Here is a 24,390-nt window from a genome sequence, read left to right on the forward strand (position 1 = left end):
CCCGGCGGGCATGGGCGGAGCCGGCGGTGTACGCCTGTCTCAGGCCGAGTGATCGGGCCCGCGGAAGGCGACAGCTCTCAGGAGGAGACTTCGTAGCGGGTGGCGATCGCGGTGGCCCGGTTGCGCAGGGAGGTGCGCAACCACTGTGGGGCCAGGGCTTCCGCGCTCGTGCTGAGCTGCCACAGCGCCCATTCGGCGTGTCTCGCGTCTTGGAAGGTCACTTCCAGCCGCAGCCAGCCATCTGGGTCGGCCTCTTCGGCACGGACGGCCAGCGCGGTGCCCAGCAACTCCTCCCGCCGCGCCGGGTTCATCCGTACCAGCACGGTGACTTGGTCGCCGCCGGCCCGAAACCGGGTGCTGCGTTCCTGCCAGGCCCGGTCCAGGTCGACCCGGTCGGGTCGCTGTGCGGGTTCGGCGAGTTCCTCGGCGGCCAAGATCCGGGACAGCCGGTACGTACGGTCCGCGCCAGACCTCGTGGCCAGCAAATAGCCCCGGTCGCGTATGGTCACCAGGCCGATCGGGTCCACCGTGCGCCACTCCGGGCTCTGGTCCATGGCCGCGTAGTGGATCCGCAGCTTGTGTCCGGCGAACACCGCGCGCAGGACCTCGGCCGCTATGGCGTCAGGCACCTCCTCAGCGACCAGCCGACGCGAGAGCAGGTCGGTCTCCGGGTCGATGAGCAAGCGCTCGGCCGCGCCGGCCGCGGTGTCCCGGTAGCTTTCGGGCAGCGCGTCCACCACCTTGAGCATCGCCGAAGCGAGCGCCGAGCCGAGGCCGAACGCCTGCGCGCCGCGCCGCGATCCGGCGACCAGCAGGGCAAGGGCCTCATCAGGGTTCAGACCGGTGAGCTCGGTACGGAAGCCGGGCAACAACGCGAAACCGCCGTGCCGGCCGCGTTCGGCGTAGACCGGGACACCGGCCGCGGACAGCGCCTCAATGTCGCGCAGCACAGTACGGGTGGATACCTCCAGCTCGCGGGCAAGCGCGGCCGCGGACAGCCGACCGTGCTGGCGCAGCAGCAGCACCAGCGAGACCAACCGGTCGGCGCGCATACAAGAACTTTAGCGAAATACACGACACAGGATGTCGTGATTTGTTGGGAGGCTCATCAAGCGCGAGCGGCTACCGAGCCGATCGACGCACATGATCTCGACGAATCGAATGGAGCTGATATGGCAATGGAGCGAACAGCCGTCAACCCGTGGGCGTGGTCGGTGGAGATGGGCTACAACCAGGGGGAGATCGTCTCCGGGCACACCCGGACCCTCTACTGCTCCGGACAGACCGCGATGAGCGATGACGGCAAGCCCCAGCATGACGGTGACATGGCGGCGCAGTTGGCGCTGACCCTCGACAACCTGGAGGCCGTGCTCGGCGAGGCCGGCATGTCGCTCGCGAACCTCGTCCGGCTCAACGTCTACACCACCGACGTCGATCTGCTTTTCCAGCACTATGGCGTGCTGGCGTCACGGTTGGGCGCCGCCGGGGTGGCACCGTCCACCACGATGCTCGGGGTGACACGGCTGGCGATCCCCAGTCTGATGATCGAACTTGAGGGGACCGCCGTCGCGTGATGCGACCTCGCCGCCTCCGGCAGGCTGCCGGAGGCGGCACGGGTAGCAGGCAGGTGGGAACCGGCATCGGCCCTAGCCGGAGAGTGCGGCGGGCGATGAGGCATCGCCTACGCCTAGGCATACGCGTAGCTGGCACGAAGTGGTAACCAACAGGCCGAACTCGATGTTGTGAGCAGAGCCGCTGCGCTAGCAAGCCTGCACGTGGCTGGTTAGGCGCTGGCCGCGTCGCGCCAACGCGCGAGAATCGCCGCGTCGTCGGGGTCTTCTCCCCGCTGCTCCTCTTCGGGTTCCGCCCACGGCAGCCACATCTCGTAGCCTGGGTCGCCCGGCTGCAGATCGCGAGTGCCGTGCACTTTGGCCCCGTCGGGCAGTGTGTCGACGGTAGGAACGCGCAAGACGTCGCCTGGCAACAGGACCACGCTCATGGCCGCTCCTTTCATGGTCGACAACTCGCGTGTGCTCCTCAACGTAGCTTGTCAGGCCTCGGACTTCGGTTATTTCGCCGTCCATCCGATCCGGCCCAGGGGGCGGGGAGCTCGAGGGGCGGCAGCCCCTCGATGGGGTTTGGGGCGCAGCCCCAATAGACACAGTCTGAGCTCCAAAGGCGCGAAGCGCCCCCCATTAGAGAAGGCCATGCAGTTAGGGGGTTAGCTGTCGGGAAAGGCCAGGTTGCGGACTCGCTTGACGGCGCGTTTGAGTACCGTGCGGTCCTGGACGCGGGACAGGCGGACCGCCTCGCGGCGCCACGACTCGGCCTTCTCGCGCCACCGTTCCGCGTCCCTGCGGCCCTTGCCCGCCTCCCTGCGGAGTTGAGCGAGTTCGGCCTGCATGAGGGTGGTGCGCTTGCGCAGGCGGGTGAGTTCCTTCTCGTACTGGGCCGTGACGCGGTCCAGTTCGGGGACGGGGCGGCGGCGGGGTGGGTAGATCGGGGGGCGGCGGGTGAAGCCCCAGGTGTCGCCGTCCACCCATTCCAGGCCGAAGACCTCGTCCAGGACGGTGTCCAGGTGTTCGCCGGGGCGGGCCACCAGGGCGGCGCGGGAGAGGGCGGCGGTGCGTTCGAGTCTGGCCACGGTGACGCCCTGGTCGGTTTCGTCGAGGGCGACGCACAGGGCGCCGCCGTCGTGCTCTTCCAGGTGGCCGACCAGACGCTCAAGGGCGTCGCGAGCCGGGACCCAGCCGGGCGGCATGAGGAGGCGGAACGGTGACACGACGCCAGAAGGGTCCGAGGCCAGCCGTACCCGGGGGTCGTGTTCGAAAGTGGCGTGGATGAGGCGGAGGTCCAGGTCGGGGTCGCGGAGCGGGGAACGGCGGCCGTCGCCCAGCGCGGACCAGGGGCCGGTGATGGTGATCGCGACGTCCGGCAGCGAGCCGGCCAGCAGGGCGTCGACCGTCGCGCGGACGTCCTCGTAGCCCGCCGCGGGGACGACCGCGTCCACGTACGGGACGAGCCACTGCCGGCCCGGGTCCGTGCGTAGATAGCGCCGGTACGGTACGCGGTCCGCCACGTAAGGGTCGTTGTACCGCTTCAACGACAGGAAATCACGCATGGCCGTCGGCAGCCCGATGTGCCACACGCGCGAGTCCGGGTCCGGTACGTACACGGCGCCCGCCTGCGTGAGCCGGTAGCCGAGTTCCGTGTCCTCCGCCAGCACCAGGGAGGTGTCCAGCCCGCCGATCGAGCGCAGCAGCGCGGCGGGGTAGGAGGCGGTGGCGCCGACGTGGATGCGGGTGGCCAGGGAGTTCGGGGCGGTGCGCAGGCCGTCGTGGTCGAGAATGATCTTCTCGGCCCAGTCATGGCGGTGCGGGGAGAGGGGGAACAGCTTGTCCTCGTGCCCGTCCTCCAGCGCCTGGCGCACCTCGCCGGGGGTGGGCAGCACGTCGCCGGCGGTGAAGTCGATCCAGCCCAGCACGACCAGGTACGGGGCCAGGTGGTGCCAGCGCAGCTGGGCCTCGACGTGGTGGCGATGGGGCACCATGTCGGCGTCCAGCACGAAGACGATCTCGCCGGTGGCGGCGTCGACGCCGGTCTGGACGGCCCAGGCCCGGCCCCAGCCGCCGGGCGGGCTGGTGATGAGGCGGGTACGCGCCGGGACGAGGTCCGGTAGGCGCACCGGCACCGCGCTGCCGTCGTCCACGACGATGACGTCCATGAGCTCGGCCGGATAGCTCTGCGCCGACAGCGCGGCCAGGGTGAGGTCGAGGGTCTCCTGGCGGTCGTGGGCCGGGATGACGACGGTGACGGTCAGCTCGGGCGTCCACTGGCCGAGGAGGGGCGGAGTGAGGACCCCGTAGTCGTTGCGGCGGATACGAGGAGTCACGGTAGTTCCATGAGAAGGCTGGGGTGGAAGCCGCGCCACTGGTTCCTGTTGCGCTGCAGGAACGTGCCGATCGGCTCCTGCCAGGTGTGGTTGGCGGCGGGGCCGCGGCGCAGGATGTAGCCGAGCCCGTGCGTACGGTAGATCTGCCCGCCGGCCGCCTGCAGCGCCTCCTGGAACTGGGTGTCGACCGAGCGGCGCAGCGGCCGGAAACCGCCCACCGCCTGGAACGCCGAGCGCTCCACCAGGATCGTGCCGCCCGCGACGAAGCTGGTGATCTGCTCGGTGATCTGCTTGCGGTGCACGGTGACGTCGATCGACGACAGGTAGACGAATTCCGGCACGGTGCCCACCACCTGGGCTCCCGAGTAGGAGTGCGCGAGCAGCAGGTCGGCCAGGAAGTCGGGGCCGTACCAGTCGTCGTCGTCCATCTTCAGCAGGAACGAGCCCGAGGCCCGCGCGGCCGCGTCGTTGAGCACCTGGCCGAACACCGCCTGGTGGTCGGCCTCCAGGACGGTCAGCGGGCCGTCGAAGGCGGCGATGGCGGCGGCCACGTCCGGATGGCCCTGGGGCACGCCGTGCAGGGCGAGGATCACTTCGAGCTGGGCGTCGCGCTGCCGGACGACCTGGTCGAGCGCGAAGCCGACCATGTCGGTGCGCCGGGTGGCCAGCAGTACCGAGGTCAGCGGGGGAGCGGGGGCGGGGGCGCCGAGCTGCTCCCAACGGGCCGCGACGCCGTGGGTGCGCAGCGCCTCGCGGCGGAGCCGGATGCTGTGCTCCTCGCGGCGGAGCTCGTCGGAGAGGTCGGGATCGGACATCAGCAGCCGGGCGAGCTCGTCGCCGAGTGCGCCCGCCCACCGCGGCACCGTGTCCGCGATCAGTGGCACGCCGGCCGCGGCCAGGCCCGTGAGCACGCGGACGGCGGCGAGGGGGCCGCTGTGGGCGTGGTGCCAGTCGATCTCCACGCCGCGCAGCTGCCTGAGCCTGCCCACGTCGGCGTCCGTGACGCCGCCCGACTCGGCGAACGCCGTCACCATCTTCCCGTCGAGCACGACCGACCAGCGGCCGTCGCGCTCCACCAGGGAGGCCAGGCCGCGGGACGGGGTGGTGACGAAGCCCTGCGGATTCACCAGCCGTTCGTCGACCGGGGGGATCATGGACGGCTGACCGAGCACGTCGGGGTCGGCCAGGGACAGTCCGGCGCCGCCGGGACGGCCGAGCCGTTCCCAGCTCGCGGACCGTGCGGTCGGCCGCTCGATCGGCGTCTGCGACCCGGACCAGTCGGCCACGGCCGTGTCGTCCGCGCCCACCTCGGATCCGGACGATGATCCGGAAGCCGTTCCAGAAGCTGTTCCGGCAGCCGCGAGTGTGGCGAGTGTTTCGGAAGCGTCGACTGTGCGGAGCACGACGTCGCTGCCCGGGGCGCCGACCCGTTCCGGCACCGGCCCGGTCACCTCGGCGGGCGTCGCGTTCGGGTCCCCGGGACGCCAGGCGGCCGCGCCGACGCCCGCGATCGCCGCCGCGGGCGCCGTGATGACGTCGAGCCGGTGCCCGGCGAACGCCCGAGCCGTCGCCGTCACCGTACGGCCGGCGGGTGTGGGCGCCGAGAACCGCGCGTCCACCACCCACACCCGGTCCTTCGGCTGGTAGACCCGCAGATCCGTGAGCGAGCGCCAGCGGTGCGCGGGCGTCGGGGTGGGCACGGGGGCCGGATGGGAGGCGGGCGTGTCGAGTACGGCCACGACCACCCGCCGGGCCTCCGGCAGCAGCTTGTGCAGCGTGGCGGCCCGGCGCAGGTCGGCGGGGGTACGGGCGAGCACGAGCACCTCGTGCACCCGTTCCGTGTCCACCGACGGCTCCAGCAGGTCCCGGTCCAGGTCCACGGCGGTGACGTCGTGCTCGACCCCGGCCAGGAAGATGCGCGCCTTGGGCATCTCGGCCAGCAGCTCGCGGATCATCCGGCGCTCCGCAGGTGCCTGATGAGCGAGGTCAGCGGTCCGGTGGCGGCGGTGTCGGGGGCGGGGTCGGCCGACAGCCGGTCCACCTCGGCCGCCAGCCGGTCGATCTCGGCGCGCAGCTCCTTCACCTCGTTCTGCCGCTTGCCGGCCAGCGCCCGCCACTTGGCGGGGTCTCCGGCCAGCGGCTCGGCCTGGTCCTCCGTGGCGAAGCCGTACTCGGCCCCGCTCACCCAGACCGACCCGAACATCTCGTCCACCAGGTCGTCGGTCCCCCCATGGAACAGGGCCGCGCGGGAGAAGGCCGCGGTGCGCTCCAGCCTGGCGGTCACGACGCCGGTCTCGGCCTCGGCGAGCGCGGCGCAGACGAGTCCCAGGGTGTCCTGTTCCGCCAGCCGTACGAGCCGGGACAGCGTGTCGGCGCCCAGCACCCAGCCGGACGGGAGCGTGAGCAGGAAGGGGGAGGGCGCGGCCGAGTCGGGGGCGGCCGTCACGAACGTGACGCGCGGCTCGTTCCGGTAGAGGTTGTGGATGAGGCGCAGGTCGAGCAGTGGGTCGTCGAGGCTGTCGCGGCGCTCGTCCGTCAGCTTGTCCCAGGGGCCGACGATCGCCACGGCCGTGTCGGCGATCGTGCCCGCCAGCGCGGAGTCCACGCCCGCGCGCGTCTCCTCGTAGCCGGTCGCCGCCACGACGACCTGGATGTACGGCACGAGCCAGCGGCGTCGCGGATGGCCGCGCAGCCAGCGCAGATCGGGGATCAGATCGCCGAGGAACGACCAGTTGTGCCGGTGTACGTCCTTCTCGCGGCGCATCACGGTGGACTGCCCGACATGCCAGGCGCGCGCCTGCTCGTCGGGGATGAACACCGCCCCGGCCTGCGCCAGCCGGTAGCCCAGCTCGGTGTCCTCGGCCATGTTCAGGGTCCGGTCGACGCCGCCCGCGTCGCGCAGCAGGTCGGCGCGTACGGAGGAGGAGGCGCCGGTGTGCAGCAGGTACGCGCTCGAACCCGCGTCCTTGAGCATCCTGGTGGACTCCAGGGTCGCGCGGGTGTACTCGGTCCGGGTGCCCTCTTCGCCCAGCGCCGCCACGAACCGGGTGTCGCCGATCACGACGGCGTGGTCGATGAGGTGGTGCCAGCGCATGTGCGCTTCCAGGTGGTCAGGAGCCAGGACCATGTCCGCGTCTAGCCAGTGGATCACGTCGCCGGTGGCGGCCAGCCGGCCGGTCTCCCTGGCCGCGCCGCGTCCCCAGCTCTCGCTCACCCGGACGACCCGGACGCCGGGCAGCTCGATGGGCGGCTCGCTGCCGTCGTCGGCGACGACGACCTCGACCAATCGGGCCGGATAGGTCTGCTCCGCCAGCGCGGCCACGGTCCGGGCGAGTGCCGTGGCGCAGTTGTAGGCGGGGATCACCACGGAGACGGTCAGCGCGGGCTGCCAGGCGCCGATGGCCGGCGGATCCAGCGTGCCCCAGTCGTTGTGCCTGATCCGCGTCATACCGGATCCTTGGCCAGCGCGCGGACTTCCTCGCGCAGCTCCTCCACCTCTCGCGCCCGCGTCATGGCGTTGACCCGGTCCTCGCCCAGCGAGGCCAGGATCGCGCCGAGGTCCTCCTCGCGCCGCGTCGCCGACTGCTCGATGGCCTCGGTCAGGCGGTCCAGCCGCCCCTCGACGCGCTTGAGCGCGGTGGCGGTCTTGGCCAGCTCGGCCTCGTGCTTCTTGGCTCGCAGGTCGATGCGCTGGGCCTTGCCGTCGAGGCGTCGTACGGTCAGCACGAGCACGGCGAGCCCGGCCAGCGTGACGGCGAACGCCCCCGAAGCGGCGGCGGCGCCGAGCGTGAGCAGATCGGTGAGGACGAGCAGCACGAGCACGGCGACGCCCAGAACTCCGAGGATTGCGGCGGTCGCTGCCAGGCGGCGGGGCGAGAACATCCGCGCATACCTTTCGTAGTCATGACGTATCTGGTGGCAATGGGATATTGACACCTTAATAAACATTCGCCACTACCGTGCCATAGCTTCCTGGACAAAAACTGGGAGGATCCTGCTAGTTCAGCCAGATCGCCGTCTGCACCGGCATCAACCCCTAGGGTGAACTCAACATCTCAGATGGTGTCAGACCGGCGTAAGGTAGGCGCCGACTGAGTCCCCGTCGGTCGAGGAGCACCATGTCCGTCACCCCCTGCGGCTTCGCGCGTACCCCGGAGAAGGGGCTCGCCCGCCTGCATTGGAGTGAGGGCCGCCCCGCCGAGCTGCCCGGGGCCTTCACCGGATGGGCCGTCGACGGCCATGAGCCCGACGTGCCCTCCCTGCGTCCGCTGCGCGGCCTGGAGATCGAGTGGCCCGATCACGAGGTGCCACTCGCCGGGCTGGTCCGGCTGGCGGCGGCGGGCGTGCCGCTGACCGCCGACGACGCCCCCGCGTGGGTCCCCCCAGAGCTGGCGGCGCTGCTCACGGACCGCGACTGGCTCGCTCACACCGGGACCGGCCCCAGGTCGCTGGCCGACTTACGCCGCGAGGAGCACAGCGTCCGGCTGCGCCGCCTGACCCACCGCCTGCCGCCCTCGCGTACGCCGCGGATCAGCGTGGTCATGTCCACCAGGCGCCCGGCGCTGGTCGCCGGGGCGCTCGCGCAGATGGCCCGGCAGCGCGACACCGACATCGAGGTACTGCTGGGCCTGCACGGCGTCCCCTTCGAGCAGGTACGGCAGGCGGTCGAGAGCTGTCCCCTGCCCGTGAGCTGGGTCGAGGCCCCGGCCACGACGCAGTTCGGCGAGGTGCTGAACGAGGCCGCGGCCCTGGCGGCCGGTGACTACGTGGCCAAGTGGGACGACGACGATTGGTACGGTCCCGACCACCTCGCCGACCTGATCATGGCGGCGTCCTATTCGGGGGCCGACATCGTGGGCACGACGGCCGAATTCTTTTACCTGGAACCGTTGCACGCCACGATCAGACGCACCACGTTCGCCAGCGGCGCCGCTTATCCGAGCGAGGTCTCCAGCGATCATGTGGCCGGCGGCACGATTCTCGCCTCAAGAACGATATTTCAGGACCTGGGGGGATTTCCGGCTCAGCCGCGGGCGGTGGACAGAGACTTCCTCAAGGCCGCCCAGGCGGCCGGGGCCGGCATCTACCGCACCCACGGCCTCGGCTACATGCTCCGGCGCACGCTGAGCGACCAGCACACCTGGCAACTCCCGCTCGCCCACTTCCTGAAGGTCGCCACGAACCAGTGGCGCGGCTTCCGCCCGAGCCTGCTCCTGGAAGCGGCATGAGGGCCGAACCTGCTCCTGGAAGCGGCACGAGGGTTCGCGGCAACGACTACCGGATGCTCGAACCGCCGGAGAGCTACACGCCGACGCTGCGGGTCAGCGTGGTCGTGCCCGCGTACGGCGGCCAGGACAAGCTCGACCTGGCCCTGGCCGGGCTCGCCCGGCAGACCTACCCCGCCGGGCTGATCGAGGTCATCGTCGTCGACAACGGCAGTTCCCCGCCCCTGCGGCTGCCGGCCGAACGCCCCGAAGGCACCCGGCTGATCGTCTGCCACGACCCGGGCCGGGCCGGCGCGCGCAACGCCGGGCTCGCCGAGGCCACCGGCGACGTGATCCACTGGCTCGACTCCGACGTCGTGCTCACTCCCGGCTCGATCGAGGCGCACATGCGCTGGCACCATGCCGCGCCCTATCTGGCCGTGACCAGCTACATCAGGTTCACCGACGCGCCGCTTCCCGCCGAGCTGCCCGACGACCTGGAGAAGGCCTTCGAGCCGGCCGAGCCGCACGCCTGGATCGTCGACCTCATCGAGCGGACGAACGGCCTCACCGACAACACCCAGCGCCCCTTCAGCCTGCACGTCGGCGGTGCGACCTCGGTCAACGCCCGGCTGGTCGCCGCCGCCGGGACGATGGACGACGAGCTGATCCTCGGCCAGGACACGGAGATGGGCTACCGGCTCTACCAGGCCGGGGCGGTGTTCGTACCGGAGCCCAAGGCCCGTGCCTACCATCTCGGGCCGACCATGCGCATGCGCGACCAGCGGCCCATCGACCGGGTGAGCTACGCGTTCGTCGCCGACCGCATCCCCGCCTACCGGTGGCTCCGCTCGCACCCCTCCCGCCAGTGGAAGGTCCCGTACGTCGCGATCGTCGTCGACGGCACCGCCGGCTACGAGCAGGTCCGCGCCACGGTCGACGCCCTGCTCGCGGGCACCATGCTGGACCTGTCCGTCGTCGTGGTCGGTCCCTGGGACTCCCTCGGGCGCGAGCGCCGGGCCCCGCTGAAGGACCCCGACCTCGACCTGGTGCTGGTCCACGGCCACTACCTGCACGAGGGCCGGGTACGGCTCGCGGTCTCCGGCGAGGTCGACCCGGGCGTGCCGTACGTGCTGCGGCTGCCCGCCGGCTGGGTGCCGGGGGAGGACAGCCTGGCCAGGCTGCTCGACCTGGCCCGCGGCGAAGGGCTGGGACTGGTGAACGTCCTGCTCCACGAGTCCAAGGACGGCGTCGTGGCCGCCCGGCTGGAGCGAGCCTCCTCCTTCGCCCGTGCGCGGATCGTCCTGCGCCCTGAGGAGGAGCTCGACGACGCGGTGGACGACGTGGCGGGCGTCGCTTGGGTGGAGGGCGAGACGTACGGGTTCGCCGAGGAGGCGGCGGAGCTGCTCGGCCGCCGCAGCGCCTACCGGGCCAGGCTCAAGGCGGAGGCCGACGTGGCGCGGCTGACCAAGGAGGCCGAACGGCTGCGCGCGCAGGTGACCAAGTGGCGCGACGAGGCGGGGCGCTGGCGCAAGAGCGCGGTGGAGCTGCGGCGCGACGTCAGCACGCTGCGGCGCCAGTTGGCCGCCGCCAACCGCGCTCAGCAGAGCATGAAAGTCCTGCTGGCCACCACGGTCAAGCGCGCCCTGGGCAAGCGGCTGCGCGGCTAGCGTCCTCGGGGAGAGGCAGCGCGGCTGGCCGGGCTTGGGGCGAGAGGCCGCGTGCTCAGCTGGGCCGGAGCGCGGACTTGAGGCGGCCCAGGAGGGTCCGTTCCTCGGTGACGGGAACCGTGACGATCGGCGGTAGCGGCGCGGCGGGCTTCTGTGGCGCCGTCTTCGGAGCCGTGGTCTTCTCGGCTGTGGGTTTCGGCTGCGGGGCCGGGGGCCAGTAGCGGTCCGGGTCCTCGTGCCGTACGCCGTGCGTGGTCTGGATGATCTCGTCGAGATCGTCGCCCGGCGCGGCGAGCAGCAGGGCGCGGCCCAGGGCCGAGGTGCGTTCGAGGCGGGCCGCGCGGCCGTCGGGCAGGTCCACGACGAGCACGCCCGTCAGGTCCTTCTGCACCGTCTCGATCATCCGTTCCAGCGTCGCCTTGTGCAGCGGCACGTCGATCGGGCCCCGGTAGCGGAACGGCGCGGGCGCCGGTGTCGGGGCCGCCTCGTCGATCAGCCGGATCCGCTCGTCGTGGGCGAACAGGTCGCGCATCAGCCGCATCTCGAAGAGCGGGTCGCTGAGCACGGCCCGCCGCCCGTCGTGCAGTCGCGCCCACGGGCCCACCAGCGTCACCACGACGTCCTGAAGCTTGCCGTCGAGCGCCGCCGCCACCGCCTGCCGGACCACCGCTTCCGAGGTGTCCGTGACGTCCAGGACGATCTCCACGTACGGCACGAGCCAGCGGCGGCCCTGATCCTTGCGCAGGTCGCGGCGGAGCGGAACCCGGTGCGCCAGGTACGGCTCGACGGCCCGCACGGCGCGATCCCTGTCACGGTGCTGAGCGGGCAGCCCGAGGTGTACGGCCTGCGCTTCCATGTCCGGGATGAACACGACGCCGTGCATGGCCAGCCGGTAGGCGAACTCGGTGTCCTCACCGCGTACGACGTTCGGATCGAGACCGCCCACGGCGTGGAAGACCTCACGGGGAAGGGCGAAGGTCGGTCCCGTGCACACGTGGTAGGGATTGCGGCTCTTGCGGAGCCCGTCGGTCTTGGCGATCGTCGCCTCGGTGGAGCTCGACACGCCCGACGCCAGGTCGAACACGTCTCCCAGGTGTCCCGCCCGGAAGACCTGCTCGGCGGTGATCGTCGGCACCTCGATGAAGCGCTTCATCCCGATCGTGACCAGATAGTCGGTCACGTGGTGCCAGCGGGCCAGGGCCTCGATGTGCTCGCGGCAGGCCACCATGTCGGCGTCGAGGCGCTGGATGATCTCGCCGTCGGCGGCCTTGGCGCCGGTGTTGACGGCGTTCGAGATGCCCCAGCCGGTCTTCACCGGGACGATCCGGGTGTTGACCGGCCGGATCTCCGGCAGCCGGATCGGTGGCTCGCTGCCGTCGTCCACGACCAGGACCTCCATGAGGTGGTCCGGGTACGTCTGAGCGGCCAGCGCGGCCAGCGTCAGCTCCAGATGGGGCCCGCCGTGCGCGGGTATCACCACGCTCACGGACAGGGCCGGTGACCAGGTGCCGAGCTCTGGCGGCGACAGCGGAGAATAGTCGTTCTGCGTCATGGCAGGACGCGCGTTCATGGTGGTGACCCCCCTGCCGGGGACCTTACCGGGAGATGCTGAGAATTTCCTGAAATATGGGTTGTTGCGGCTGAGGCTCGGCGGCCCGGGACTCGACTCCGTGAACACCGCCGGGACCCCGTACACTCGGTGCCCAAGACCGCAGGTAGGGAGTCAATATGAGCAGGTCGTGGCGTGGCCTCATCGAGGAGTACCGAGAGCGCCTTCCGGTCACCACGAAGACGCCCGTCATCACGCTGCTGGAGGGCGGCACGCCGCTGGTGCCCGCGCACCGCGTCTCCGCGCTGACCGGGTGTGACGTCTACCTCAAGGTGGAGGGCGCCAACCCGACGGGCAGCTTCAAAGACCGTGGCATGACGATGGCCATCAGCAAGGCCGTCGAAGAGGGGGCCAAGGCGGTCATCTGCGCCTCCACCGGCAACACCTCGGCCTCGGCCGCCGCCTACGCCGTACGCGCCGGGCTCACCTGCGCCGTGCTGGTGCCACGCGGCAAGATCGCGATGGGCAAGCTGGCCCAGGCGCTCGTCCACGGGGCCACGCTGCTCCAGGTCGAGGGCTCGTTCGACGACTGCCTGGAGATGACCCGCAAGCTGTCGTCCAGCTATCCGATCGCGCTGGTCAACTCGGTCAACCCGTTCCGGCTGCAGGGCCAGAAGACGGCCGCCTTCGAGATCGTCGACACGCTCGGCGACGCGCCCGACATCCACTGCATCCCGGTGGGCAACGCGGGCAACATCTCGGCCTACTGGATGGGCTACCGCGAATACGCCGCCGACGGGATCGCCACCAAGGCGCCGCGCATGTTCGGCTTCCAGGCCAGCGGCGCGGCTCCCATCGTCAACGGCGGGCCCGTCGCCCATCCGCACACGATCGCCACGGCCATCCGCATCGGAAATCCCGCCTCCTGGCAGCTTGCCACGGCGGCGCGCGACGAGTCCGGGGGCGCCATCGAGTCGGTCACGGACCGGCAGATCGCGGCCGCGTACAAACTGCTGGCCCAGGAGGAGGGCGTCTTCGTCGAGCTCGCCTCGGCGGCCAGCGTCGCCGGTCTCCTTCAGGCGCACGCGCGCGGGCTCATCGAGCCCGGGCAGCGCATCGTCTGCACGGTCACGGGCAACGGCCTCAAGGACCCTGACTGGGCGATCGCCGGCGCGCCGGCTCCGGTCACCATCCCCATCGACGTCCACGCCGCCGCGGCCGCCCTCAACCTGGGCTAGAAGCGCCGGGGCTCGTACTGCGTGCGGGGCGCATGCCGTGGCCCGCGCTCTACTTGCCATACGGATGCTTTGCCATACAGAAGCGTTGCCGTACGGGAAGCTTTGCCGCACGGATGCTTTGCCGTACGGAAAACAGGCCCGTCGCCGCTGAAGGCGGCGGGGGAAAGATCAGGCGAATGAGCACCGTTGACATCCGTGTGCCTGCCACGTCGGCGAACCTGGGCCCCGGCTTCGACACCCTGGGCCTGGCCTTGGGCCTGTACGACGAGGTCCGGGCCACGCTGACCGGCGAGCGGGGCGTCCACGTCACCATCGAAGGACAGGGCGAAGGCGAGCTCGACCTCGGCGAAGGACACCTGGTCGTCAAGGCCATGCGCAGGACGTTCGACCGCATGGGGGCCGCCCAGCCAGAGGGCATCCGGCTGCACTGCCTCAACCGCATCCCGCACGCCCGCGGCCTGGGTTCGTCCTCGGCCGCGATCTGCGCGGGCATCCTGGCCGCCCGAGCGCTGGCCCGGCCCGGCGAATCCACGCGTGCGGAAACCGGCGACGGGGGGCCGCGCGCGGCCGGATTCCCCGACGGATACGGCCTTTCCGACGACGAGGTGTTCGCCCTGGCCACCGAGATGGAAGGGCATCCGGACAATGTCGCGCCATGCCTGGCCGGAGGCTTGACGATTGCGTGGACCGACCACTCCGGATCACCGCGTATGGTGAAACTGCTCCCGGATGTGCGCATCCGGCCTGTCGTGTTCGTTCCGGCGACGCGTCTGGCCACGGAGACCGCACGGGGGTTGTTGCCGAAGGACGTGCCCCACAAGGACGCCTCTTTCAACGCCGGCAGGTCTGCGCTGCTGATCGCGGCGCTGACTCAGCGGCCGGAGCGCGGGCTGCTGCTCGCCGCCACCGAAGACCGACTTCACCAGAAATACCGTGCGCCTGCGATGCGGGCCAGTGCGGATCTGGTAGAACGTCTCCGTGCAGTGGGCGTGCCTGCGGTCGTTTCGGGAGCAGGTCCCACAGTTCTTGCGTTTTCGACATCGGATTCGCAGGATTTGATCGCGCCAGAAGTGGGTAATGACTGGCACATCCAGCTTATGGACGTCGACCCGGTTGGTGCGAACGTTCAGTTCCCCGAGACACGCTGATGCCTCTTTAGACCTTCAGGGAATAGCCGTGTGCGCTGGTGATGTTAGGCTGATAGCCGCACCAGATGCCCCCTTGGTGGGTGCGTGCTTGTCAGCCACACATCGCTGCATAATGCTGCACGTCGCGAGGCGTGTGCGGCGCGGCTGTCTCCCCGGAATCCGTTGCCTCCGGTTGGCCCACACCCGGTTGGCCCAACGTGAGGCGGCGACGACGGGGGTCTGCGCGTTCGAATCACCTCGACATCTGGCTGGCGACAGCAATCTGAGGGGTGTCATCCACGCGTCACTGTCCTGTGGCCGCTTGGACGTGCCTCTCCCCAAGAGTGGCGGTCGTCCCCAGCGGCGGCCGAAGATCGCAACGTGCACCCCGACCCGGTCTGTCCCGCCGGATCGCAAGCACCTCCGGGACGCCCGGCAGAACAAAACCGGCGCCCGACCCCTGGGAAGGACCTTTAGTTGAGCGACACCACCGAACTCCTCTCCGACGCACCAGGCTCACCTGCGCAGCCCGCGTCCGGCGACACCCCCACCCGCGCCGCGGCCAAGCCCCGTGCGCGTCGCTCCGGCACCGGCCTGTCCGCCAAGGTGCTGCCCGAGCTGCAGAAAATGGCCGCTGAGCTGGGCATCAGCGGCACCGGGCGCATGCGGAAGAGCCAGCTCATCGCGGCCATCCAGGAGAAGCAGGGTGGCGGCACCGGAGAAGGCGCGCCCGCTGCCGTAGCCGAGGCCCCGGCCGCCGCCGACGCGGCGCCCGCCGCGGAGCGGCCCACCAGGGCACGCCGGGAACGTTCCCGCCCCAAGACCGTTGAAGAGCCCGTCGCGCAGGCTCCCGAGCCGGTGGCCGCGGCCCCCGAGCCCGTGGCCGCCGCCGCCCCGGCCGAGCCGGTCGTGGAGCAGGCACAGCCCGCCGACACCCAGCTCGACCCGCGTGGCGACCGTGGTGAGAGCCGCCGTGAGCGGCGCACCAGAGGCGAGCGCCGTGAGCGTGGTGACCGTGGCGGCAGCGACCGTTCCGGCAACGACCGCGGTGAGGGCGGCCGCGATGTTCGTGACGGTCGCGACAGCCGCGACGGCCGTGATGTTCGCGACAGCCGCGACAGCCGTGATGTTCGTGACAGCCGCGATGGCCGTGACAACCGTGACAGCGGTCGTGATGGTGGCCGTGACGGCGGTCGTGACGGCGGTCGCGTGGACCAGCGTGAGCGCGTCGCCGACGGCGGCCGCGGCGCCGACCCGCGTGGCGGCAACGACCAGCGCGGTGACCAGCGCGGCGACTCCCGCAACGATCAGCGGGGCGACTCGCGCAACGATCCGCGCGGTGCCGGCGACGACGACGACCGCGGCGGTCGTGGCAGGCGGGGCCGGTTCAGGGAGCGCAACCGCGGCCGTGGCCGTGAGCGCTTCGAGAGCAACGAGCCCGTGATCGGCGACGACGACGTGCTCATCCCGATCGCCGGCATCCTCGACATCCTCGACAACTACGCGTTCGTCAGGACGAGCGGCTACCTGCCCGGCAGCAACGACGTCTACGTCTCGCTCGCCCAGATCCGCCGCAACGGCCTGCGCAAGGGCGACGTCATCACCGGCGCCGTCCGGCAGCCGCGCGACGGCGAGCGCCGCGAGAAGTTCAACGCCCTGGTCCGCCTCGACACCGTCAACGGCATGGACCCGGAGCAGGCCCGCAACCGGCCCGACTTCAACAAGCTCACGCCGCTCTACCCGCAGGACCGCCTGCGCCTCGAGACCGAGCCGAACATCCTCACCACGCGGATCATCGACCTCGTCTCGCCGATCGGCAAGGGCCAGCGCGGCCTCATCGTCTCGCCGCCCAAGGCCGGTAAGACGATGGTCCTCCAGGCGATCGCCAACGCGATCACCCGCAACAACACCGAGTGCCACCTGATGGTCGTGCTGGTGGACGAGCGGCCTGAAGAGGTCACCGACATGCAGCGGTCGGTCAAGGGCGAGGTCATCCACTCGACCTTCGACCGTCCCGCCGAGGACCACACCACGGTCGCCGAGCTCGCCATCGAGCGGGCCAAGCGCCTGGTGGAGCTGGGCCACGACGTGGTCGTGCTGCTCGACTCGATCACCCGCCTCGGGCGCGCCTACAACCTCGCGGCTCCCGCGAGCGGGCGCATCCTGTCGGGTGGTGTCGACTCGACCGCGCTCTACCCGCCCAAGCGCTTCTTCGGCGCCGCCCGCAACATCGAGAACGGCGGCTCGCTGACGATCCTCGCCACGGCCCTGGTCGAGACCGGGTCCAAGATGGACGAGGTCATCTTCGAGGAGTTCAAGGGCACCGGCAACATGGAGCTCAAGCTCAGCCGCTCCCTGGCCGACAAGCGCATCTTCCCCGCGGTGGACGTCGACGCGTCCAGCACCCGTAAGGAAGAGATCCTCATGGCCAAGGACGAGCTCCAGATCGTCTGGAAGCTGCGCCGGGTGCTCCACGCGCTCGACATGCAGCAGGCGCTGGAGCTGCTCCTGGAGAAGATGAAGGAGACCAAGTCCAACGCCGAGTTCCTCCTGCAGGTCCAGAAGACCACGGTGAGCAACGACCGCGACTGACGCTGGTGAAAGGGCGGCAGAGTTCTCTCTGCCGCCCCTTTCTCTTTGTACGGCCTTCTTTCTTTGGTACGGCATGCGTCACGGGCCTCAGGGGGGTCTGGGGGCCTCTGGGGACACGGCCGCTGCCTCCACCAGGGGCGGCCTGCGAGGACGGGCCGTCTTCGTCTGCTCGGCCGGAGGCGGGTGTCCCTTCGTAGGGGTTCCGGCGATGACGGGTCGTTCTTCTCCTCTCCCGGACCGGAGGGGTGTCTCTGGTTAGGGCCCCCGGCCGCGACGGGTCGTCTTCGCTCCCTCCCCCTGAGGGGCATCCCTCGTTAGGGACCCCAGCCACGACGGACCGCCTTCTTTCTTCCCCCCGGAGGGGATATCCCTGCGAAGGACCCCAGCCACCCATGGACCGTCACAGGGATCGAGGCGGTCGTGTGACGGGGCACCCGGGGAGCCATCGCACGGGCACAGCCGCCGATCCGCAGCAGGGGGCAGCCTGTTGTGACGAGGCGGTGAGATCGGCCACTGGGGATAACCCCACCTGAGGACGGAAGTCCGCCACATTCTCAGCGGCCCGTTGGACGGGCACCCTTGATGGCATGGTTGCTGTGCCGTTGAGGGAGCGCGTGCCGTTGGGGCCCCGGGGGCCCATTGGCGTTGTGGTGGATCCGGCCACGTGGCGGGCCGTGCCCTACATGCTGGTCAGTCTGGCCTTCGGGGTCGGCTGGTTCGCCGTGCTGGCCGTGGCGGTGCCGTTCTCCCTCATGCTGGTGGTCCTGTGGGTGGGCATCCCGCTGGTGCTGCTGACCATGTTCACGTGGCGCGGAGCGGCGATGCTGGAGCGCCGGGTGCTGTGGGCCGCGCTGGGCGTACGGATCGCCGATCCCTACCGCGCCCGGCCCGAGCGGGGGATCGGCGCCCACGTGGGGTGGTTGTTCAAGGATCCGGCCACCTGGAAGGACCTCGGCTATCTGTTACTGCTGTTTCCGCTGAGCCTGGTGGAGTTCGTGGTGTCCGCTCTGTCATGGGTGGGGACCCTCACGCTGATCACCGCGCCCTTCTGGCACGCGCAGGGTGAGGTGCTGCGATTCAACGACGCCCTGGCCCTCGACAGCTGGCCGGGGGCGGTGCTCGGTACGATCTTGGGCTTCTGCATGCTGGCCGTGACCGCCTATGCCGTACGCGGGATGGCCTGGCTGCACGGCACGCTGGCCGTGGTGCTGCTCAGCGGGAGCGAGGAGGAGCGACTGCGGGCCAGCAGGGCCAGGGGCATCGACGCGGCCGAGGCGGAGCGCCGCAGGATCGAACGCGACCTGCACGACGGCGCCCAGCAACGGCTGCTGTCCGTAGCGGTGGACCTCGGACGGGCGCAGGCCAAGCTCGACCACGCCCCCGAAGAGGCCAGGCTGCTGATCGCCCAGGCGCACAGTGGCACGAAGGCCGCGATAGCCGAGCTACGCGACCTGGCCAGGGGCATCCATCCGGCCATCCTGAGCGATCGGGGGCTCGACGCGGCGCTGTCCGGGCTGGCCGCGCGGGCGCCGGTGCACGTGGACGTGGCGGTCGAGCTCGGCACGGCCGACGAGCGGCCGCCCCCGGCCGTGGAGAGCATCGCCTACTTCATCGTGGCCGAGGCCCTGGCCAACATGGCCAAACACTCGGCCGCCACCGAGGCGTCCGTACGGGTGGCCAAGGAAAACCGGCAGGTGATCGTCGACGTGTGGGACAACGGCATCGGCGGCGCCCTGGTCAGCGCGGGCGGCGGCCTGGCGGGGTTAGCCGACCGGGCGGCCACCATAGACGGGGTGCTCATCCTGCACAGCCCCGTCGGCGGTCCCACCCTCGTGCGCGCGGAGTTGCCCTGCGAGTGGTAGGCATTGCACATGCGCGTGGTCATCGCCGAGGATTCCGTACTGCTCCGCGAGGGGCTGGCCCGGCTGCTCGCCGACGGAGGCATCGAGACCGTCGCGGCGGTCTCCGATGGGTCGTCCCTGATCACCGCGGTCAAGGAGCACGCGCCCGACCTGGCGATCGTCGACGTCCGGATGCCGCCGAGCCACACCGACGAGGGCCTGCGCGCCGCGCTGAAGGTGCGGGCGGCCAGACCGGACTTCCCGATCCTGGTGCTGTCGCAATACGTCGAGGAACGCTATGCGGGCGAGCTCATCGGCCCGGCCGTCGGCTACCTGCTGAAGGAGCGGGTGGCCGACGTGGCCGAGTTCCTGGAGGCCGTGCGGCAGGTGGCGGCGGGCGGCACGGTCATCGACCCCGAGGTGGTGATGCAGCTCCTCAGCAGGCAGCGGCGTGGCGCCCCGCTGGACACGCTCTCCCGGCGCGAGCGCGAGGTGCTGGCGCTGATGGCCGAGGGCCGCTCCAACACGGCCATCGCCGCCCGGCTGGTCGTCACCGAAGGGGCCGTGGAGAAGCACATCTCCGGGATCTTCGCCAAGCTGGCCCTCGGGCCGGCGCCCGAGGACCATCGGCGAGTGCTCGCCGTACTCACCTATCTGGGCCGTTGACTACCTGACGTCCACGAACTCCTGCGGCGACAGCGCGCTGCGGGTCCTGCTCGTGCCGGGCGCCTTGACGCGGAAGTAGCCGTCCTTCTTCATGGCGAAGGATTTGGCGTACTTGCCGGTCGAGTTCGTCTTCACGAAGCGCAGGAGCTTGTACGTCTTGGTGCCCTTGGTCTTGAAGTAGACCTCCAGCTTCTTGTTCGGATACCCCTTGGAGCCGCGATAGACCTTGCCGGAGACCGTGACGGAGGCACCCTTCCGTACCTTGGCCGGGGCCTTGATCGTGATCCTGACCTTGGCCTTCTTCGAGGCGCCGCCCACCGGGGCGACGACGGTGAAGGAGCTGACGCCCTTGAGCGACTGGCCGCCGCGGTTGGCGTACACCTCCAGCGTCCAGTCGCCCGGAGGCGTGTCGTCGCTGAAGAACGTGCTGCCGCGGTAATAGCCGTCGGAGCCGCGCTCCAGGTCGCCCAGGTCGTAGGACTCGTTTGACTCCTCACTGATGAGCTTGGCGGAGACCGACTCCGCGTCGGTCACCGAAGCCTTCACCGAGACCTTGACGTCCTTGCCCTTGATCAGGCGCACCGGGTTGGGCGTGACGCCGCCGCTGGTGATGCCCTGTTTGCCAGCGACATTGAGGACGAAGGCATTGTTTCCGGTGCCCGAGGCACGCGGGACACTGACGTTCAGCTTCCAGTCGCCGGCGGGGTCGTCCTTGCCGATGCCGAACCTGCCGGTGATCGTCGTCTCAGTGGCCTTGCTCGTCGGAGACGGCCGGAAGTCGAAGTCCACGTCCCGTCCCGACTTGCCGGGCGGAGTGATGCTGCCGGTGACGGCCGCCGTGACGGTCGCCGGGTCCTTCAGTCTGAGAGTGACGCTGACTTCGATGTCCCGGTCGACCGGGATGAACGCGTCCGACGTGGCAGCCCCGTTGAAGTCGCTTCCAGCACTGGCCGCTCGCGCGGCCGAGAGGTTCACGCATCCGAGGAGAAGCGCGGCCCCCGTAGCGGTCGCGAGTAGCGACCGCAGCCCCTTCTTCATCTGATCGCAGTCCTTATGGGAAAAAAGTAATGGTTTGTGCGCGGGAGCCTAATGTGACGACAGTGAGTCCGCTATAAGGTTCCGGGAATGCCCGGTGGCCTGGGACGGTTACAGCATCTGGCACACTGGTAGCTGACCCGCAGCGGTTCCGGCTCCCGCCCGCGTTTGATCGCGACATCTGGCGACCCGGCGACCGCACCTCGAAAGGACAGCAATGAAGCCCGACATCCACCCCGCCTACAACGTGACCCAGGTCTCCTGCACCTGTGGCAACACGTTCACCACCCGCAGCACCGCCAAGAACGGCGTCATCCACGCCGACGTGTGCTCGGCCTGCCACCCGTTCTACACGGGCAAGCAGAAGATCCTCGACACCGGCGGCCGGGTCGCGCGCTTCGAGAAGCGCTTCGGCAAGAAGTCCTCGGGCAACTAGCTTCACCGACGCCGACCCGGACGCACTCACGTGCGCCGGGTCGGCGTTCTTGGTGAAGAGACCGTTACACCCCAGACGAAGGACGCACGGTGAATCTCGACGAGTTGCTCAAGGAGTATTCCGAGCTGGAGCTGCAGCTCGCCGATCCCGCCGTGCACGCCGACCAGAACAAGGCCCGCACTCTCGGCAGGCGTTACCGGCAGCTGACCCCGATCGTGGGCACCTACCGGGAGCTGGCATCGGCCCGCGACGACCTGGTCGCGGCCAAGGAGCTGGCGGGCGAGGACGAGGGCTTCGCCGCGGAGGCGGCCGAGATCGAGGAGCGCATCCCGCGCCTCGAAGAGCGGCTCAAGCACCTGCTCATCCCGCGTGACCCCAACGATGACAAAGACATCATCATGGAGATCAAGGCGGGTGAGGGCGGCGAGGAGTCCGCGCTGTTCGCCGGCGACCTGCTCCGGATGTATCTGCGTTACGCGGAGCGGCTCGGCTGGAAGACCGAGATCATCGACACCCAGCACTCCGACCTGGGCGGCTACAAGGACGTCACGGTCGCGATCAAGGCCAAGGGCGACGAGGGCGTGTGGTCCAGGCTCAAGTTCGAGGGCGGCGTACACCGTGTGCAGCGGGTGCCCGTCACCGAGTCGCAGGGCCGCATCCACACCAGCGCCGCGGGCGTGCTCATCTACCCCGAGGCCGAGGACGTCGAGGTCCAGATCGACCCCAACGAGCTGCGCATCGACGTCTACCGCTCCAGCGGCCCCGGCGGCCAGAGCGTCAACACCACCGACTCGGCGGTCCGGATCACCCACCTGCCCACGGGCACCGTGGTCTCCTGCCAGAACGAGAAGAGCCAGCTCCAGAACAAGGAGTCGGCGCTGCGCATCCTGCGCGCCCGGCTGCTGGCCATCGCCCAGGAGCAGGCGGAGGCCGCCGCGCAGGCCGAACGCAAGTCGCAGGTGCGCACGGTCGACCGTTCCGAGCGGGTTCGCACGTACAACTTCCCGGAAAACCGCATCTCCGACCACCGAGTCGGCTTCAAGGCGTATAACCTCGACCAAGTTCTCGACGGCGAGCTCACCGCCGTCACCCAGGCCCTCATCGACGCCGAAATGGCGGAGAAGCTCGCACAACACTCATGACATTTCTGCTGGACGAAATCGCCCTCGCCACCGCACGGCTGGCCGAGGCAGGTGTGCCCTCACCGCGTACGGACGCGGAGGAGATCGCGGCCTTCGTCCACGCCGTGCGCAGGAGCGAGCTGCACACGGTCAGGGACGCCGACTTCGACGCGCTCTTCTGGGAGGGCGTCGCCAGACGCGAGGCCCGCGAGCCGCTGCAGCACATCACCGGCCACGCCTATTTCCGCTACCTGGAGCTCGCGGTCGGGCCCGGCGTGTTCGTACCCCGGCCCGAGACCGAGGTCATGGCGGGCTGGGCCATCGAGACGCTGCGCGCGATGGACGTCGCCGCGCCCCTGGTCGTCGACCTCGGCACCGGCTCGGGCGCGATCGCGCTGTCGATCGCCCAGGAGGTCGCGCTCTCCGAGGTGCACGCGGTCGAGGTCGACCCCGGCGCGTACGGCTGGGCCAAGCGCAACATCTCCGAACACGGCCAGGGCCGCACCCACCTGCATCCGGACGACCTGGCCGAAGCCCTGCCCGAGCTCAACGGCAAGGTCGACCTGGTCATCTCCAACCCGCCCTACATCCCTCCTGGCGCGATTCCGCGTGACCCCGAGGTGCGCGACTACGACCCCTCGCGGGCCCTCTACGGCACCGGGGACGACGGTCTGGGCGAGGTACGCGCCGTCGAACGTACCGCGCGCCGCCTGCTGCGGCCTGGTGGCTGGGTCTCCGTCGAACATGCCGACGAGCAGGGCAGGGCCGTCTACCTGACGTTCCCTGAGGACAACGGCTGGCGGGACGTACGACTGCGGCAGGATCTGACCCGCAGGGACCGCTTCGTCACGGCCAGACTTGGCCAGGACTAGGATGCACGCGAGCGGCGCGGCCTTCTCCTGACGGCGAGAGGTCGCGAAGTGACCGAATCGCGAAGTGACCGAATGAGGAGGGGGGAGCCTCGAGAGCGCCGCTCCCCGCCGAGCGGAGCGAGGCGATAAGACCGTGGGAAGACGCTTTGACTGCACGGACATGGAGCAGCGGGCCGAGGGCCTGACGGAGGCCGCCTCCGCCGTACGCCGCGGCGAGTTGGTGGTGCTGCCGACCGACACGGTCTACGGGATAGGCGCCGACGCCTTCACCCCCGCGGCGATCACCGCCCTGCTCGAGGCCAAGGGCCGCGGCCGCGACATGCCGCCACCGGTCCTCGTCGGCACCGTCAGGGCGGCCAACGCCCTGGTCGACGACCTGGGACCGTACGGTCAGGACCTCATCGACGCCTTCTGGCCCGGCCCGCTCACGCTCGTCTGCAAGGCCAACCGGGCGCTGTCCTGGGACCTGGGCGAGACCAAGGGCACGGTCGCGCTGCGCATGCCGCTCCACCCGGTCGCGCTCGACCTGCTGAAGGAGACCGGCCCGATGGCCGTCTCCAGCGCCAACCGCTCGGGCGCCCCGGCGGCCATGACGGCGGCGGAGGCCGAGGAGCAGCTGGGTGAGTCGGTCGCGGTCTACCTGGACGGCGGCAAGACCACGGACAACACACCCTCCACGATCCTGGACCTGACCACGGCGGTGCCGCGGATGCTCAGGCGGGGGGCGATCCCGGTGGAGAAGCTACGGGGCATCATCGGCTACGTCGCCACGGACGACTGACCGCGGGGCCTGGCGGCCTGGTCCGTTCACGCGGCCCGTCTGTCCGCCTGGTCGGTCCGCCTGGTCGGTCCGGCTCATCGGCCTGGTCGGTACGGACTGTCTGCCTGGTCGGTCCGGCTCATCGGCTTGGTCGGTACCGACTGTCTGCCTGGTCGGTCTGGCCGCGCGGCCCGTCAGAATGTCAGTCCGCCTGTTTTATCCGGCAGCCCAGCCCAGCCCTGTCCGGTCCGCCCGGCTGGCTCGCCTGCATGCCCGCGTCGCCCGGTCTGTCCGGTTGGGCCTATCCGGCTTGTCTGGTCTGCTCGTCCGGTCGGTTGATGCATTCGTTCGTACAGCCGGCGTGTACGGCTTGGACGGACGCCTGAC

At 70.3% G+C, this 24,390-nt stretch carries 20 protein-coding genes; 12 read left to right on the forward strand and 8 right to left on the reverse strand.

The features are described 5' to 3' along the window. Positions 1–77: 77 nt before the first annotated feature. Positions 78–1,052, reverse strand: coding sequence for a helix-turn-helix transcriptional regulator (locus ACIBO2_RS05100; RefSeq protein ID WP_397295472.1), 975 nt, complete (start codon positions 1,050–1,052; stop codon positions 78–80). 126 nt (positions 1,053–1,178) lie between these two features. On the opposite strand from ACIBO2_RS05100, the gene ACIBO2_RS05105 reads away from it, so the two are divergent. Continuing rightward, the gene (locus ACIBO2_RS05105) at positions 1,179–1,574 is read left to right on the forward strand and encodes a RidA family protein (protein WP_358537134.1); all 396 of its coding nucleotides are present in this window, start codon (positions 1,179–1,181) and stop codon (positions 1,572–1,574) included. A 209-nt stretch (positions 1,575–1,783) separates the two neighbouring features. Here ACIBO2_RS05105 and ACIBO2_RS05110 read toward each other — a convergent pair whose 3' ends face one another. From ACIBO2_RS05110 to ACIBO2_RS05130, 5 genes are all read right to left on the reverse strand, one after another. Further along, positions 1,784–1,999, reverse strand: coding sequence for a hypothetical protein (locus ACIBO2_RS05110; RefSeq protein WP_358537137.1), 216 nt, complete (start codon positions 1,997–1,999; stop codon positions 1,784–1,786). Between the two features lie 222 nt (positions 2,000–2,221). Further along, complete coding sequence (locus ACIBO2_RS05115; RefSeq protein ID WP_358537140.1) at positions 2,222–3,892, reverse strand: glycosyltransferase; 1,671 nt, start codon at positions 3,890–3,892, stop codon at positions 2,222–2,224. Further along, entirely contained in the window at positions 3,889–5,847 is a 1,959-nt protein-coding gene (locus ACIBO2_RS05120; RefSeq protein WP_397295475.1) for a glycosyltransferase, read from the reverse strand. Before ACIBO2_RS05120 ends, ACIBO2_RS05115 begins: the two co-directional genes overlap by 4 nt. Further along, on the reverse strand, positions 5,844–7,340 hold the full coding sequence (locus ACIBO2_RS05125) for a glycosyltransferase (protein ID WP_397295477.1): 1,497 nt from the start codon (positions 7,338–7,340) through the stop codon (positions 5,844–5,846). The genes ACIBO2_RS05120 and ACIBO2_RS05125 overlap by 4 nt, the downstream gene beginning before the upstream one ends. Then, entirely contained in the window at positions 7,337–7,774 is a 438-nt protein-coding gene (locus ACIBO2_RS05130) for a hypothetical protein (RefSeq protein WP_397295479.1), read from the reverse strand. Before ACIBO2_RS05130 ends, ACIBO2_RS05125 begins: the two co-directional genes overlap by 4 nt. A 236-nt stretch (positions 7,775–8,010) precedes the next feature. Here ACIBO2_RS05130 and ACIBO2_RS05135 point away from each other — a divergent pair, with 236 nt between their 5' ends. Both ACIBO2_RS05135 and ACIBO2_RS05140 read left to right on the forward strand, forming a co-directional pair. After that, positions 8,011–9,120, forward strand: coding sequence for a glycosyltransferase family 2 protein (locus tag ACIBO2_RS05135; RefSeq protein ID WP_397295481.1), 1,110 nt, complete (start codon positions 8,011–8,013; stop codon positions 9,118–9,120). Beyond that, positions 9,117–10,766, forward strand: a complete 1,650-nt coding sequence (locus tag ACIBO2_RS05140; protein WP_358537152.1) for a glycosyltransferase — start codon at positions 9,117–9,119, stop codon at positions 10,764–10,766. The genes ACIBO2_RS05135 and ACIBO2_RS05140 overlap by 4 nt, the downstream gene beginning before the upstream one ends. 55 nt (positions 10,767–10,821) lie before the next feature. On the opposite strand, the gene ACIBO2_RS05145 is transcribed toward ACIBO2_RS05140, so the two are convergent. Continuing rightward, positions 10,822–12,336: a glycosyltransferase gene (locus ACIBO2_RS05145; RefSeq protein WP_397295483.1), complete on the reverse strand. Its 1,515-nt coding sequence runs from the start codon at positions 12,334–12,336 to the stop codon at positions 10,822–10,824. Between the two features lie 158 nt (positions 12,337–12,494). Between ACIBO2_RS05145 and thrC the strand changes: the two genes are divergently transcribed. From thrC to ACIBO2_RS05170, 5 genes are all read left to right on the forward strand, one after another. After that, positions 12,495–13,553 (forward strand): threonine synthase, encoded by a 1,059-nt coding sequence (gene thrC, locus ACIBO2_RS05150; RefSeq protein ID WP_358537157.1) that lies wholly within the window; start codon positions 12,495–12,497, stop codon positions 13,551–13,553. A 176-nt stretch (positions 13,554–13,729) separates the two neighbouring features. After that, on the forward strand, positions 13,730–14,701 hold the full coding sequence (locus ACIBO2_RS05155; protein WP_358537159.1) for a homoserine kinase: 972 nt from the start codon (positions 13,730–13,732) through the stop codon (positions 14,699–14,701). A gap of 456 nt (positions 14,702–15,157) precedes the next feature. After that, positions 15,158–17,272, forward strand: a complete 2,115-nt coding sequence (rho, locus tag ACIBO2_RS05160; protein ID WP_358537161.1) for a transcription termination factor Rho — start codon at positions 15,158–15,160, stop codon at positions 17,270–17,272. Positions 17,273–17,922: 650 nt separating this feature from the next. Further along, complete coding sequence (locus tag ACIBO2_RS05165; protein ID WP_358537163.1) at positions 17,923–19,134, forward strand: sensor domain-containing protein; 1,212 nt, start codon at positions 17,923–17,925, stop codon at positions 19,132–19,134. Between the two features lie 9 nt (positions 19,135–19,143). Continuing rightward, positions 19,144–19,779, forward strand: coding sequence for a response regulator transcription factor (locus tag ACIBO2_RS05170; RefSeq protein WP_358537165.1), 636 nt, complete (start codon positions 19,144–19,146; stop codon positions 19,777–19,779). Here ACIBO2_RS05170 and ACIBO2_RS05175 read toward each other — a convergent pair whose 3' ends face one another. Continuing rightward, complete coding sequence (locus tag ACIBO2_RS05175) at positions 19,780–20,754, reverse strand: hypothetical protein (protein ID WP_358537168.1); 975 nt, start codon at positions 20,752–20,754, stop codon at positions 19,780–19,782. 277 nt (positions 20,755–21,031) lie between these two features. On the opposite strand from ACIBO2_RS05175, the gene rpmE reads away from it, so the two are divergent. From rpmE to ACIBO2_RS05195, 4 genes are all read left to right on the forward strand, one after another. Then, complete coding sequence (rpmE, locus tag ACIBO2_RS05180; protein ID WP_225290356.1) at positions 21,032–21,250, forward strand: 50S ribosomal protein L31; 219 nt, start codon at positions 21,032–21,034, stop codon at positions 21,248–21,250. A gap of 89 nt (positions 21,251–21,339) precedes the next feature. Then, the gene (gene prfA, locus ACIBO2_RS05185) at positions 21,340–22,392 is read left to right on the forward strand and encodes a peptide chain release factor 1 (protein WP_358537171.1); all 1,053 of its coding nucleotides are present in this window, start codon (positions 21,340–21,342) and stop codon (positions 22,390–22,392) included. Beyond that, positions 22,389–23,243, forward strand: coding sequence for a peptide chain release factor N(5)-glutamine methyltransferase (gene prmC, locus ACIBO2_RS05190; RefSeq protein WP_397295488.1), 855 nt, complete (start codon positions 22,389–22,391; stop codon positions 23,241–23,243). Before prfA ends, prmC begins: the two co-directional genes overlap by 4 nt. 133 nt (positions 23,244–23,376) lie before the next feature. Beyond that, positions 23,377–24,024, forward strand: coding sequence for an L-threonylcarbamoyladenylate synthase (locus tag ACIBO2_RS05195; RefSeq protein ID WP_363998857.1), 648 nt, complete (start codon positions 23,377–23,379; stop codon positions 24,022–24,024). Positions 24,025–24,390 lie beyond the last annotated feature (366 nt).

It is taken from the genome of Nonomuraea sp. NPDC050022, from assembly GCF_044460705.1.
Classification (GTDB): domain Bacteria; phylum Actinomycetota; class Actinomycetes; order Streptosporangiales; family Streptosporangiaceae; genus Nonomuraea.